Below are 15,047 nucleotides of genomic sequence, written 5' to 3' on the forward strand. Positions count from 1 at the left end.
ATAAGTAGTACATTGTTATAATACCACTTTTAGTTTACAGTGTCAGCTAAGTCGTTCCTTACGAACAACGTATTTATGCATTGAATCGTCAACTTAGATAACATTGGAGATAGGGACTTTCCCTTCATCTAAATTTAGTATATCAACGACCCCTAGCATTTGCAAACACTTTACCTATAGCCAGGCACCACCATAAATGTGTGAATGCAAGCCTATATATGTTATACTTTTACATGTAATGCACCTGTAGTGTAATGGATAGCACACAAGATCCCGGTTCTTGGGATGAGGGTTCGATTCCCTCCAGGTGCATATTTTAACAGCAGGAAACGCGGCCTAAGTTGATTTAACTTAGGCTATATTTTAGACTTTCTCAAAAATTGCCGTTAAAATATCATTGAACTTCTCAATCAAAGGAGGAAAATTTATGAACTTAGTTCCGACTGTAATTGAAAAGACAGCTAACGGTGAACGAGCCTATGATATTTATTCTCGTTTACTTAAGGATCGCATTATCATGCTTTCCGGTCCGATCGAAGATAACATGGCTAATTCAATTATCGCTCAATTGTTATTCTTGGATGCTCAGGATTCTGATAAAGACATCTATCTTTACATTAATTCACCCGGTGGTGTCATTACGTCAGGTATGGCTATCTACGATACCATGAAATTTGTTAAATCTGATGTTGAAACCATCGTAATGGGCATGGCTGCATCCATGGCTAGTGTCTTGGCTTCATCTGGTACCAAAGGTAAACGCTTTGGCTTACCACATTCACAAGTCTTAATCCATCAACCATCCGGTGGTGCTAAAGGTCAGCAAACTGAAATTCAGATTGCTGCTCAGGCCATTTTAGATGCCCGTAAGATGATGACTAAGATTTTAGCCAAGAATACTGGTCAAAGTGTTGAACAGATCACCAAGGATACTGAACGTGATCATTACTTTACTGCTCAGCAAGCCGTTAAGTATGGTCTGTTAGATGGCATTATGACCAATAAAGGCGAAAAGAAATAACGAATTTAAATCTTAAATAACATATAAAAAAGCGCTGAAATTATTAAATAATTTCAGCGCTTTTATTTTTATCTTAAAATTTATTTTTTAGCGTTTGCAATTTCTTGGTAGTTGTTCCGTAGATTTTCGGCGTATTTATTAATTTTCCGTAACCGGTGATTAACGCCCGATTTAGAGATCGGTCCTCCAGCAACAATTTGTCCCAACTGCTTCAAACTAACCTCTTGATGCGTCATTCGAGCAATTGCGACGTTTTGTAACTTCTTTGGCAATTGCTTTAACCCAACCGTCTTTTGGATAAATTGAATGTTAGCAATCTGACGAGTCGACGCATCGGCCACCTTATTCATGTTGGCATTTTCACAGTTGACCAGTCGATTAACCGAATTACTCATATCACGAACAATCCGAATATCTTCAAACTTCAGCATTGAATTCGTAGCACCAATCAATTGCAGAAACTCCGCAATCCGTTCGGCTTCTTTTAAGTAGGTAATGTATCCACTTCTTCGGCTCGTCGTTTTGGCATGAAGATGGTAATGGTTCATCATCTTGGCGATCATTTCATTATGATTTTCGTATAATGAATAAATTTCCAGATGATAACGCGATGTTTTTGGGTTATTAACCGATCCACCCGCTAAAAAGGCACCCCGCAAATAAGAGCGCATCCGGGCATCGTTATTTAAAATTGATTTCGGCACCGATTCACTTAGACCATGACTACTTAAAATCCCAATGTCGCTTAAGATTTCTGAAGCGTGCTGCTGAATTTGAACGATATAGATATTATTCTTTTCCAACTTCATTCGCTTTCGGACGATGATGTTAGTTTGAACATGATAAAATTCAAGCATCAATGAATAGATCCGTTTAGCAATTGACGGGTTTTCGGTCTGAACGTTCAGTGTTAGATGATGGTTCCATAACACCACGGATCCATTCATTCTAATTAAAGCCATGAGCTCAGCTTTAGCATTACTCCGGTGAACGGTCAGATGAGTTAATTCATTTTTAACTTCACTTGCGTATGACACTCACAAGCACCAGCTTTCGTTATTACTTGTTATTAACCAGTTTCATTAATTCATTGGCAATCATCTTACCGCTGCATACGGCATCCCCATCTGTCATTACCAAAAATGGTTTGTAGATCGGCTGGCAATGCTGCTGTTTCATGGCTTCTGGATCAGTCTTGACTTGATATGAGTACTCAGTGTACTTCTTAAAATCAACTGAATTAGCGGGGATCTTTTTATCGTTAACCAAAGCGTAGTTGACGAACTGATGACCAACGTTCTTGTTTAAAGCCTTAACATGGTCCGCATCGGTATAGCCACTGGTTTCACCCTTCTGGGTCAAGGCGTTACATACGTAAACCACCTGGGCACCAGATTTAACAACGGCTTCGCCAAGATCAGGAATTACTAAATTAGGCATAACACTGGTGTATAGGCTACCTGGCCCTAAGACGATTTGGTCGGCATTCATAATGGCGTGAATTGCCTGCGGTAAAGCCTTTGGTTCGTTACCTCTAGCGTCACTGGTCCATAACTTAGCAATTGATTTATGAGCGGCCGTGATTTCAGATTCACCCTGGATCATCGTTCCATCAGTAAATTTGGCGCTGATGTTCAAAGCTTGATTACAAGCCGGATAAATATGACCGTTAACCTTCATAATTTTACACAGATCCTGGACCGCGTTATTAATATTGCCATCCTTTTCAAGAGCAGCTGCTAGAAGTAAATTACCGATCGTGTGGTGAGCCAAAAATTTATCATTATTTTTAAAGCGGTATTCAAATAAATCTAAGTCGGCTTTTGGTAACGTTGACATGGCACTTAAGCAATTCCGTAAGTCACCCATGGGTACCATACCCAATAACTTACGTAAAATCCCGGTTGAGCCACCATCATCCGCAACGGTCACAACCGCCGTTAAATTAATGGGTTCATCCTTTAAATCCTTTAAAATTGACGGAATTCCAGTTCCGCCACCGATAACAACTACATTCGGTTTCTTATCCATCATTAATCACCGTTTCTAAATAAATTATTTTTCTTGATAACTTTTCTTGACGTCCCGGTGATAGACATTCACGGGATAATCATGGCTTAACACTTCAGCAACTTTTCGAGCGACCGTTACCGAACGATGCTGGCCACCGGTACAACCGATCGCGATCGTTAAGTTTGGCTTACCCTCTTTAATGTAGCCCGGAATTGAAAACTTAAGTAAATCAATAAATTTCCGACAGAATTCCTGAGTCATAGGCTTATCCATGACGTAGTTATAGACATCCGCATCCAGACCATTTTGATGTCTTAATTTTTGGATATAAAACGGGTTCGGTAAAAAGCGAACGTCTTCCACAATGTCAGCATCCAACGGCATCCCGTATTTAAAGCCAAATGACATTACATCAATATGAAATGCTTTCTTGTGGCTGATCGGGAAATTAATATTTAACCGTTGCTTTAAACTAGTAGGCTTTAAGTTCGTCGTACCAATTAAGATCGTGGCTTCCTGTTTCAAAGGCCGGTTTAATCGACGCTCTTCCGCAATTCCATCAACCACCCGATGATATGGCGATAACGGATGTGAATGACGATGCTCCTTATATCGAGCGATTAATTGTTGATCTGACGCATCCATAAAAATTACTTTAGCTTCGTTTTTGTGAACGATTGAATTCAATAATTTTGCAACGGGCTTAAACTGATTAGCTCGCTGGAGGTTAATCACAGCAGCAGCTTTTTTAATGTCTGAATTATCCCTAACCGTCGAGATTAAATGTTTAATCAAATGAACGGGTAGATTATCAACACAGAAGTAACCCATCTCTCCAAAATCATTAAGAGCGGATTTCTTTCCAGCACCGTTCATACCAACGATAAGAATTAACTTTTGGTTTAATTTCACTGAATTTTCACCTGATTCGGTACTTACATAGTATAACATACCGGGCGTGTCATTTATTATGAAATGGAAATGGCTACCAGATTGGTAACCATTTCTGTAATCCTTACTTATTTTTCTTTTTACGTTTTAAAGCGTTCTTAGTTCGTTTCGTATCGGTCTCTAAAACGGGCTTTAGATATTGACCGGTATAACTCTTTTTGACCCGGGCAATATGTTCAGGAGTTCCTTTAGCAACGATGGTTCCACCACCGTCACCACCATCGGGACCTAAGTCGATGATGTAGTCGGCAGTCTTAATAACGTCCATGTTATGTTCAATAATCAATACGGTGTTACCCTGATCAACTAAGCGGTGAAGAATTTTTAATAAGCGCTTAATATCATCCATATGTAAACCGATCGTCGGTTCGTCTAGGATGTACAAATTATTACCACTGGAACGTTTGTATAATTCAGCGGCTAACTTCATTCGCTGGGCTTCACCACCGGATAACGTCGTGGCGGATTGGCCTAACTTAACGTAACCTAAGCCAACGTCATTAATCGTCTTTAACTTTCGAGTGATCTTTGGAATCGCGTGGAAGAACTTCAGAGCTTCACTGACGGTCATATCCAAGACCTGAGCAATGTTCTTACCTCGGTATTCAACCTGAAGCGTTTCGGCATTATAACGGGTCCCATGACAAACTTCACACGGTACGTATACCGGTGGCAAGAAGTCCATATCAATCTTTAAGATCCCGTTACCGTGACAAGCTTCACAACGACCGCCTTTAACATTAAAGCTAAAGCGACCCTTTTGGTAACCACGGACCTTGGCTTCACTAGTCTTAGCGAATAGAGCTCTGATATCATCGAAGACCCCGGTATAAGTAGCTGGATTACTACGTGGGGTGCGACCAATTGGACTTTGGTTAATATTAATGATCTTGTCAATATTCTTGTAGCCCCGAATTGAACGGTACTTACCCGGTTTCTTGGAATTATTATTTAACTTCTGAGCTAAAGCTCGTTCCAAAGTGTCATCGATCAGCGTGGATTTTCCAGACCCAGAAACACCGGTGACAACGACGAATTCGCCTAACGGAATGCTGACCGTGACGTTCTTTAAATTATTTTCCTGGCAACCGGTAATCGTAATCTTTTTACCGTTACCTTTTCGACGCTTTAATGGCACTGGAATGAATTTCTTACCAGATAAGTATTGACCGGTAATCGATTGTGGAGTTTCCATAATCTGTTTCGGCGTTCCTTCGGCCATCAAGTGGCCACCGTTAGCTCCGGCGCCAGGACCGATATCAACCATGTAATCAGCGTTCAGCATGGTGTTCTTATCGTGTTCAACGACGACTAGAGTATTGCCTAAATCTCGCATGGCCTTTAACGAACGAATCAAACGATCGTTATCACGCATGTGAAGACCAATTGACGGTTCATCAAGTACGTACAGGACACCGGATAAGTTAGACCCAATCTGGGTAGCTAAACGAATTCGCTGGGATTCTCCACCTGATAACGTCGTGGCGGATCGGGATAAAGTTAAATAACTCAAGCCAACGTTTTTTAGGAAGGTCAAACGATCAATGATTTCCTTTAAGATTGGTTTCGCAATCGCACTATCCTGTTGATCAAATTTTAAACCTTTAAAGAATTTCAATTCTTTACCGATATCTAGATTGGAGATCTGACCAATATTTTTACCGTCAATCTTGACACATAAAGCTCGCCGGTTTAGACGATAGCCATGACAATCATGACAGGTTAACTGGGTCATGTACTTTCGCATTACTTTACGGGTAAAATCACTATTGGTCTTACGGTAACGACGCCGAATGTTGTTCATAACCCCTTCAAAAGGCATGTCCTTATCACGAACGTGACCAAACCGACTCTTAAAGTGGAAATGAAATTCCTTACCGTTAGATCCATAAAGTAATAACTTGCGTTGCTTTAACGGTAGTTTTTTGTAAGGCGTATTCATATCAATCTTGAAATGATGACAAGCTTGCGCAAGCATCTCAGGATAATAATGGGAACTAATTGGGTTCCATGGGTCCAAAGCACCGTCTTTTAAGGTCTTGTTTGGATCAGGAATCACCAAATCCTTATCAACTTCTAATTTAATCCCTAAGCCACTGCATCGTGGGCAAGCTCCAATCGGTGAATTAAACGAGAATAACCTGGGTTCCAATCGACCAACTGAGAAGCCACAAAGCGGACACGAGTAATGTTCAGAGAACATCATGTTCTTACGGGCGCCCAGAAAATCAGCAATTGCGTAACCATGACTAAGCTTTAAAGCGGCTTCTAATGAATCAGCTAATCGGGCGTTAATGCCTTTACGAACAATGATTCGGTCAACGACCACGCTGATGTCATGCCGTTTCTTAGGATCGATCTTAAATTTTTCACCTAATTCAACGGTCTGACCATCGACCTGAACTCGTACGAAGCCGTCTTTCTGGATCTGTCTAAACAGCATCTTAAACTGACCACGGCGATTACGAACCAACGGTGACAAGATCTGCATTTTGGTCCGTTCTGGTAACTTCATGATTCGGTTAATCATCTGATCAATTGATTCACTGGTGATCTTAGTTCCATCGTTAGGACAGATTGGGGTTCCCACTCGAGCCCATAGTAAGCGATAGTAATCGTTAATTTCAGTCACAGTTCCCACGGTTGAACGCGGATTATGCGACGTCGTTTTCTGGTTAATGGAGATGGCAGGACTTAAGCCCGTAATTGAATCAACATCCGGCTTATTCATCTGACCCAATAACTGTTGAGCATAAGACGATAAGCTTTCAACGTACCGACGCTGACCTTCGGCATATAACGTATCAAAAGCCAGTGACGTTTTACCGGATCCAGAGAGACCGGTCATGACGGTCAGCTTATTTTTAGGTATCTTAACGTTGATGTTCTTAAGATTATGCTCGCGAGCACCACGAATTATAATGTATTTATTGTCGTTCAATTTAGCATCCCCAAATCATCTTCTGCTACGTTTATGACTACCTTGAGTCGACTTTGTTTTACCTTCAAGTTCGATAATCGTATCACGAAGATCAGCAGCGTGTTCAAAGTCTAAGTGATTAGATGAAGCTTTCATTTCTTTCTTTAGGTTTCCCAAGACGCTGCGTTGGTCTTCAGCAGCCATCTTAGCAAAGTCGTCGGCAACGGCTTTATCATTATAAGATTTCTTAGTCTTATTCTTCTTTTTACCTTCAGGCGCAATTAAAGGTGCAATCGGCTTCTCGATCGTGGTTGGCGTAATGTGATGACGAAGGTTATAACGAATCTGAATTCCACGTCGACGATCAGTTTGATCAATCGTTTCTTTAATCGATTGGGTAATGATATCAGCATACATAATCACGGAACCATGTTTATTACGTGAAGCACGACCGGTCGTCTGAACCAGTGAACGGGTATTACGTAAGAAACCTTCTTTATCGGCATCTAGAATCGCAACTAATGAAACTTCAGGGACATCGATTCCTTCACGAAGCAGGTTAATCCCAACTAACACGTCGAACTTACCTTCACGCAAATCATGCAACAATTTATTTCGGCGTAAGGTCTTCAAACCACTGTGGAGATAACGGACCTTAATCCCGAAATTCTTGAGGTAATCCGTCAAATCTTCAGCCATTTTCTTGGTTAACGTTGTGACAAACACTCGTTCATGACGAGCAACCCGTTTATTGATCTCACTGACCAAATCATCCATCTGACCTAGACTCGGTCGAACGTCGATCTTTGGGTCAAGTAGTCCGGTTGGTCGAATTACCTGTTCAACGATGTTCTTCGGCTTGGTGTGAGCTAATTCCCATGGACCAGGTGTTGCTGACATAAAGACGACCTGATTAATGTGCTTTTCAAATTCCTGCATCGTTAACGGTCGGTTATCCAACGCACTTGGCAATCTGAAGCCGTAATTAATCAACGGTTTCTTACGAGCTTTATCACCATTACGCATCCCACTAATCTGCGGAACCGTCTGGTGTGATTCATCAATCACCATAAAGAAATCTTTTGGGAAGAAATCCAATAGCGTATATGGTGGTTCACCTGGTTTTCGATTATCCATATAACGTGAATAGTTTTCAATTCCGTTGGTATAGCCCATTTCACGCATCATTTCAATATCGTAGGTGGTTCGTTGCTTTAAGCGTTGGGCCTCAACTAGTTTGCCTTCCTTACGGAATTTAGCGACCTGGCGAACCATTTCTTGATGAATACCTTTTAAGGCGTCGTCCATTCGGTTACTGCTAGTTAAGAAATGAGTGGCCGGGAAGATTGCAATACTTTTATGATTAGCAACCACTTCACCGGTTAAGACATCAACTTCCTTGATCTGATCGACTTCATCACCAAAGAATTCAATTCGGTAAGCGTGCTTTTCACCAGATGACGGGAAGACTTCGACGATATCACCACGAACTCTGAATCGGTCACGCTGAAAGTCCAAATCATTTCGTTCGAATTGATCAGCAACTAAGGCCCGTAACAGATCATCACGTTCAAGCTGCTGACCAACATGTAGAGTAATGATGTGATCAAAATACTGTTTTGGACTACCTAAACCAAAGATAGCCGATACTGACGCAACCACGATCACATCATTACGTTCAAGTAAAGCTGTCGTGGCGGCATGGCGCAGCTTATCAATTTCATCGTTAATTGAATCGGTCTTTTCGATGTACGTATCACTAGAGGGAACGTAAGCTTCTGGTTGGTAATAATCATAATAACTAACGAAGTACTCAACCGGATTATGCGGAAACATCTTTTTAAAGGCACTGTACAGTTGACCAGCTAAGGTTTTGTTATGCGATAAGACTAACGTCGGCTTGTTAACGTTCTTGATTACGTTCGCAATCGTAAACGTCTTACCGGTCCCGGTGGCACCCAAAAGAATTTGTGACTTCTGGCCGCTTTTAACACCATCGGTCAACTTCTTAATGGCCTGTGGTTGATCACCGGTTGGTTTGTATTTTGAAACCAGATGAAAACGATTATGCGTTTCACGATGTATCACTACGAATCCCCCTTTAGTATTTATGATAACAAAAAATGAGGAAGTTTGGCCTCCCCCACTTCGTTAATTGTTATAACGTTAAATTAATTTTTGCTATCGTTTAACGATTGAATATATTCATACGCATTTTGGCCGGCAATTCCACCGTCACCAACAGCGGTGGCAATTTGACGAAGCTGATTTTCACGAACGTCACCGATTGCATAGATTCCCGGAATTCGGGTTTCCATTTGATCGTTGGACTTAATCCAGCCTTTGGCATCCGTAATCTTCAAATTCTTGAAAGCACTCGTCATCGGAACGTTACCAATGTAGATAAAGATTCCGTCCGTCGTAAGATGACTGGTTTTACCAGTCTTCTTGTTGCGAACTTCAACACCAGTAACTTTCTTACCGTCACCATTAATCTTGGTAACGTTAGAATTCCACACGAACTTCATTTTCGGGTTAGCAAAGGCTCGTTTTTGATAAACCTTATCAGCACGTAATTGATCACGTCGGTGAATAACAACGACCTGAGCAACCAAGTGCGATAAGTATAAACCTTCTGAGATTGCAGAATTACCACCACCGACAACGATAACCTTCTTATTACGGAAGAAGTTACCATCACAAACGGCACAGTAAGATACACCTTTTCCGGCATATTCGTTTTCGCCAGGAATGCCTAATTTACGGTTCTTAGAACCAGTCGCGATAATCACAACGGTAGCTTGATAGTCACCGCTGTCAGTATGAACGATCTTATATCGACCGTGATCCTCAATCGATTCAACGACACCGTATGCGTACTTGGCTCCGAACTGAGTCGAACTCTTATACATGTCCTTAGCTAAATCAGGACCCATAACGGATTTAAAACCAGTATAATTTTCAATTGCGGCAGTATTATTCATCTGGCCACCGTAAAGGCCTCGGTCTAACATCACAACCGATAAATTAGCCCGTGATGCGTACAGAGCACTAGTCATACCACCTGGGCCGGCACCGATAATAACTACATCAAATTCTTTCATTATTTATGTTCCTCATTTCACAGGTTAATATTTTCCGATCAATCTATAATTTCTTGGCTAACTGTTTAATATAGTCACGAACGGCGCCGGACATATCCTTACGGTGTAAGCCAAATTGAATATTAGTCTTTAACCAGCTCAACTTGTTACCAGTGTCAAAACGATCACCAGTAAATTCATGAGCATAGACGTTCTGAGTACGGTTTAACGTATCGATTGCATCCGTTAACTGGATTTCGTTACCCTTACCAGGCTTAGTATGCTTCAAGACATCAAAAATCTGTGGTGTCAAAACGTAACGGCCGATAATGGCTAAATTACTGGGAGCATCTTTCGGATCCGGTTTTTCAACAAAGTTGGAAACATCGTATAAGCCCTTAGCAACTTCTTTAGTTGGGGCAATTACACCGTACTTGGAAGTATCTTTATGCGGAATCCGCATTACGGCTAGGGTTGATGAACCGGTTTTTTCGTAACAATTGATTAACTGTTGGGTCAACGGTGTCTTATCAACGGCCAAGTCATCACCAAGTAATACTACGAACGGATCATTGCCGATAAAGCTACGTCCAGTGTAAATAGCATCACCTAAGCCACGCGGATGGCTCTGACGTATGAAGTAAATGTTTAAGTCGTTGGTCTTTTGGACGGACTTAAGCATCTTGATCTTATTCTTTTTCTTCAGATTAAGTTCTAATTCAGTATTAGCATCGAAGTGATCTTCAATGGCTCGTTTACCCTTACCAATAACGATTAAAATATCCTTAATTCCGGACATCTTAGCTTCTTTAACGATTAATTGGATAACGGGCGTATCGATTACCGGCAGCATTTCTTTGGGCATGGCCTTGGTTTCTGGTAAGAAACGAGTCCCTAAACCAGCTGCTGGAATAATGGCTTTAGTAACCTTTTTCATCTTTTAAAACTCCTATTAAATGATTAATAAAATTCAGGACGTGCTGGACGTTCCATTAATTTCTTAATTTCATCTTTGATATTAGCGTTGCCATACCAAACGTCATAAATAGCGTTCGTGATTGGCATGTCAATGTGCTTCTTCTTAGCTAAATCATGAGCGGCTTTGACAGTAGCGGCACCTTCAACAACTTGGCCCATGTTAGCGACGATGTCCTTAGGCTTCTTACCTTGACCTAACTGATAACCGGCACGCCAGTTACGGGAATTCTTACTGCCGGCGGTAACGATTAAATCACCCAAGCCAGATAAACCGGTGAAAGTCAATGGGTTGGCGCCAAAGGCCTTACCTAAACGTTCGATTTCAGCTAAGCCACGGGTCATTAAGGCCGCAGTGGCGTTATCTTTATAGCCCAAGCTAGCTAAGGCACCGGCACCAATCGCAATGATGTTCTTTAAGGCACCACCAAATTCAGTACCAACAACATCATTATTAGTATAAACTCTGAAGAACGGTGCCATTAACATCTTCTGGAAGTGTTCAGCTGCCTTCTGACTCTTACTGGAAACGGTAACTAGAGTCATATCCTTAATAGCAACTGATTCAGCTTGGGTTGGACCGGATAGGATGGATAATGATTTCCTGTGATCAGGATCGATTTCTTGTTCAAGAACCTGGTACATAGTGTCATATGTGCCCTTTTCAATCCCTTTACTAGCATCAATGATGTTAGGTTTTAAGTTATCTTTCTTTAAGCACTTGTTTAATTCCTTAGCGGTTGAACGAGTGTACTGAGCAGGAACGATAACAAAAATGTCATCAGAGCCCTTAACGGAATCGTTCATTTTGTTATAAGTCATTAAATCCTTTGGATATTTATAACCCTTCATATACTGTTCGTTAGTATGCTTAGTGTTTAATTCTTTAACTTGTTTTGGATCGATTGACCACATTGAGACGTTGTAGCCATTTTCGTATAGTAACATAGCAACCATGCTGCCCCAGGATCCAGCACCTAGAACAGAAACTTTTTCTGCTTTTTTATTCATTTCAAAATCCCCCTATTCAAGGTCATTGAATATACTCATCTACTTATATTTTATTACTCATTAGTTTAAATACCAATTCAAAGCATGATTTCGGTGACGACGGGCAATGATCAAGGCAATTGCACCGATAAAGAAGATTACCGATAACATCTGCGAAAATCGAATGTTGCCTAGCATCAGGCTATCAGTTCGCATTCCTTCGGTAAAGAAACGACCGAATGCATACCAGGCCACGTAGCATAACACGACTTCACCACGTTTGAATAATTTTGGAACGTGCCGAAGTGACATTAATAATACAAAGCCTAGGGCATCCCAGATTGACTCATATAAAAACGTGGGCTGCCGAAACGCACCCTGGATATACATCTGCTGAATTAACCAGGCTGGTAAATGAAGATGCTTTAAGAAAGCCAAACTAGTTACCTGCCCAAAGGCTTCCTGGTTCATAAAGTTACCCCAGCGGCCAATTGCCTGGCCCATAATAACGGTAGGTGCCACAATGTCCAACATCGTCCAGACTGAAATGTGTCGATGACGACAGAAGCAATAAACCGTGATTGCGGCACCGATTAAGGCACCATAGATCGCAATTCCACCATCCCAAATGGCAATAATCTGATTTAGATGGTTCCGATAATAACCCCATTGGAAAAACACGTAGTAGATTCGAGCACTAACGATCGCAATGGGTAACGCATAAATAATCAAGTCGTAAATATTTTCAGGATCGATATGGCGACGTTGAGCTTCATGCGCCGACAAAATTACCGCGATCAATACGGCGCTAGCAATGAAGATCCCGTACCAATGGACCTGAATTGGACCTAAATTAAATGCGATTGGATTTAATGCTAATTCATTAAGCATGCTTTACCTCCCTCAACGTTTCTTGGGTTGCGACTGATGGTGTTTATTAAATCGAGCCAAGGCCGCTTCGTTATTGTCCAAGATCTTTTTCTCTTGGGCCTTTTCTTGTTTAACTTCTAAGGTGTTGTGTTTAATTAATTTATCTAAATTCTGGTCAAACGCTTTGGTGGCATCATAGCCCATGGTATGCGCCCTAAAGTTCATGGCCGCCGTTTCAACCAAAATGGCCAAGTTACGACCAGTTCGAACCGGAATTTTGAACTCTGGGATGTCAACATCAAAGATTCGCCGTGTCTTTCCTGAGTCACCCAATCGATCGTAAATGGCGTTCTTCGACCAAGGAGCTAGACGAACGATCATGTTGACCGGCGTTTTAGCTCGAACGGCTCCAGCACCGAATAACGTCATGACGTTAATAATGCCGATCCCACGGATTTCCAGTAAATGCTGTAAGATCTTGGGAGCCTGCCCCATCAACGTCTGTTCATCCTGCTGATAAACTTCAACTCGATCATCAGCAATCAAACGATGACCACGTTTAATTAATTCTAACGCGGTTTCACTTTTACCAATTCCGGATTTACCGGTAATTAGGACTCCTAAGCCATAAACATCAACTAGAACGCCATGAATTGATTTTCGCTCGGCCAACTGGTCTTCTAAATAGTTGGTCATGTTACTTAAGACTCTAGATGTCGTCAACTTTGAGCCTAGGACTGGAATGTGTTCACTTTTGACGGCACGAATCAATTCCTTTGGTGGTTCTAACTGAGTAGAGATCACGAAAGCAGGTGTTTCCGGCTGACACATCCGTTGCATTACTTGAAACAACTTCTCGTGATCCATCCCTTTAGCATATGATGTTTCGGTAATCCCAAATAACTGGATCCGTTTTGGCGGGTAGTAGTTAAAAAATCCCGTTAATTCTAAACCGGGTCGTGAAATATCACTAGTGGTGATCCGCCGATCCAGATATTGTTTACCATAAAAGACATGTAAATGAGTATTATGAACTAAATCAGCAACGGTAACGCTCGCGGTCATTTGGATTACCTCCTCACGTTAAAAGCTAAAGATTTGACGTCCTAAACAGAACAACCCCAATTTCATGCGGGGTTCCACTATAAATTGCGGTATTGGTCAAAATAATTCGATGATTGGTATTAATGACTCGTAATCGGCAGTACGTTGGCTGATCCTGTAATGCTTCATAAAAGCTGTCCTCATCATGAACAGCCTTGTGATTAACGTTTAAGATTACGTCACCGACGTGAAGATTCATCTTAGCAGCGGGTGTTCCAGGTTCAATGCCAACGATTCTAACCCCATTGATGACCTCAGAAAACCAGTCACCGTGCTTCAGATCAGATCGTTTAGCTCGGTACAATGCAAACCAGCTCAATAGCAACAATACCGGTAAACTAATCATAACCAGGATTGGCCACTTATAACTAGCAACAGCTAGTAACATGCCTAAGATTCCAATTACCATTAAATGGTTGCCTAATTTACGGAAAACTTTACGCGGCTGATGCTTGAAAACAGTTAACCGTAAGCCGATCATGATTGGCACCAATAAAAATGCAACTCGATGACCGTCAACCATAAATGTCGGGTAGAAACTAATCACATGCCGCATAATGTTACCTGGAATCATGACTAGCATTGGAAATACCGAAAGTTCCTTAAACGGATAGCCAGCAATTCGGTTGTTTCGTTCATTCCGAAAGATTCGGGGAACGTTATATCGACCACCGTTAAAACCAATAAACATGCCCAATGCCAAGATGATGAGTCCTGCAATCAAAACGTAATTCTGACTGGCAATCGTTGAGCTGTGATAATTCATCAGGACCATCATTAATGACGGTACGATCATAATCAAAACGGGAATAACGATTGATGGGATTAAAATTAAGCTCAATCCCGCCAAGGCTTCATAAATAACAACCCAGTCTAGTGGCAACGTTGCACCCACTAAAACTGAAATTAACGAAATAATAATACCAAGTACCAGTAAGCTAACCCAAAAATGGCGGAATTCATAATGCTTTTCATAAACGGCCGTATTAAATTGGGAACGAGCACGTTTCATTCGGGTTCGACCGTTTAAATAGGCTCTAATAACACCAATCCATAATACCGGCTGTAAAAAGAAGGCCAAAATCACTAATAAAATTTTCAAAACATCCACTTCTCAAAC

At 41.4% G+C, this 15,047-nt stretch carries 12 protein-coding genes and 1 tRNA gene; 2 read left to right on the top strand and 11 right to left on the bottom strand.

What is annotated here, in order from left to right; genetic code table 11:
• Positions 1-240 precede the first annotated feature (240 nt).
• Positions 241-312, top strand: a tRNA-Arg gene (locus tag ELX58_RS06770).
• A gap of 115 nt (positions 313-427) precedes the next feature.
• Entirely contained in the window at positions 428-1,021 is a 594-nt protein-coding gene (locus ELX58_RS06775; RefSeq protein ID WP_133442361.1) for an ATP-dependent Clp protease proteolytic subunit, read from the top strand.
• Between the two features lie 80 nt (positions 1,022-1,101).
• On the opposite strand, the gene whiA is transcribed toward ELX58_RS06775, so the two are convergent.
• From whiA to ELX58_RS06830, 11 genes are all read right to left on the bottom strand, one after another.
• Complete coding sequence (gene whiA, locus ELX58_RS06780; protein ID WP_133442362.1) at positions 1,102-2,058, bottom strand: DNA-binding protein WhiA; 957 nt, start codon at positions 2,056-2,058, stop codon at positions 1,102-1,104.
• A gap of 22 nt (positions 2,059-2,080) precedes the next feature.
• Entirely contained in the window at positions 2,081-3,052 is a 972-nt protein-coding gene (locus ELX58_RS06785; protein ID WP_236747670.1) for a gluconeogenesis factor YvcK family protein, read from the bottom strand.
• Between the two features lie 24 nt (positions 3,053-3,076).
• On the bottom strand, positions 3,077-3,946 hold the full coding sequence (gene rapZ, locus ELX58_RS06790) for an RNase adapter RapZ (protein WP_133442364.1): 870 nt from the start codon (positions 3,944-3,946) through the stop codon (positions 3,077-3,079).
• Between the two features lie 103 nt (positions 3,947-4,049).
• Positions 4,050-6,926, bottom strand: coding sequence for an excinuclease ABC subunit UvrA (gene uvrA, locus ELX58_RS06795; RefSeq protein ID WP_133442365.1), 2,877 nt, complete (start codon positions 6,924-6,926; stop codon positions 4,050-4,052).
• 15 nt (positions 6,927-6,941) lie between these two features.
• Complete coding sequence (gene uvrB, locus ELX58_RS06800) at positions 6,942-8,993, bottom strand: excinuclease ABC subunit UvrB (RefSeq protein ID WP_133442366.1); 2,052 nt, start codon at positions 8,991-8,993, stop codon at positions 6,942-6,944.
• 83 nt (positions 8,994-9,076) lie between these two features.
• The gene (gene trxB, locus ELX58_RS06805; protein ID WP_133442367.1) at positions 9,077-10,012 is read right to left on the bottom strand and encodes a thioredoxin-disulfide reductase; all 936 of its coding nucleotides are present in this window, start codon (positions 10,010-10,012) and stop codon (positions 9,077-9,079) included.
• A 40-nt stretch (positions 10,013-10,052) separates the two neighbouring features.
• Positions 10,053-10,925, bottom strand: a complete 873-nt coding sequence (galU, locus tag ELX58_RS06810) for a UTP--glucose-1-phosphate uridylyltransferase GalU (RefSeq protein ID WP_133442368.1) — start codon at positions 10,923-10,925, stop codon at positions 10,053-10,055.
• A gap of 23 nt (positions 10,926-10,948) precedes the next feature.
• On the bottom strand, positions 10,949-11,974 hold the full coding sequence (locus ELX58_RS06815) for an NAD(P)H-dependent glycerol-3-phosphate dehydrogenase (RefSeq protein ID WP_133442369.1): 1,026 nt from the start codon (positions 11,972-11,974) through the stop codon (positions 10,949-10,951).
• Between the two features lie 60 nt (positions 11,975-12,034).
• Positions 12,035-12,844 (bottom strand): prolipoprotein diacylglyceryl transferase, encoded by an 810-nt coding sequence (gene lgt / locus ELX58_RS06820; RefSeq protein ID WP_133442370.1) that lies wholly within the window; start codon positions 12,842-12,844, stop codon positions 12,035-12,037.
• Between the two features lie 12 nt (positions 12,845-12,856).
• Complete coding sequence (gene hprK / locus ELX58_RS06825; protein WP_174919257.1) at positions 12,857-13,888, bottom strand: HPr(Ser) kinase/phosphatase; 1,032 nt, start codon at positions 13,886-13,888, stop codon at positions 12,857-12,859.
• 25 nt (positions 13,889-13,913) lie between these two features.
• Positions 13,914-15,029, bottom strand: coding sequence for a PDZ domain-containing protein (locus ELX58_RS06830; protein ID WP_133442372.1), 1,116 nt, complete (start codon positions 15,027-15,029; stop codon positions 13,914-13,916).
• Positions 15,030-15,047 lie beyond the last annotated feature (18 nt).

It is taken from the genome of Acetilactobacillus jinshanensis, from assembly GCF_004359375.1.
Classification (GTDB): domain Bacteria; phylum Bacillota; class Bacilli; order Lactobacillales; family Lactobacillaceae; genus Acetilactobacillus; species Acetilactobacillus jinshanensis.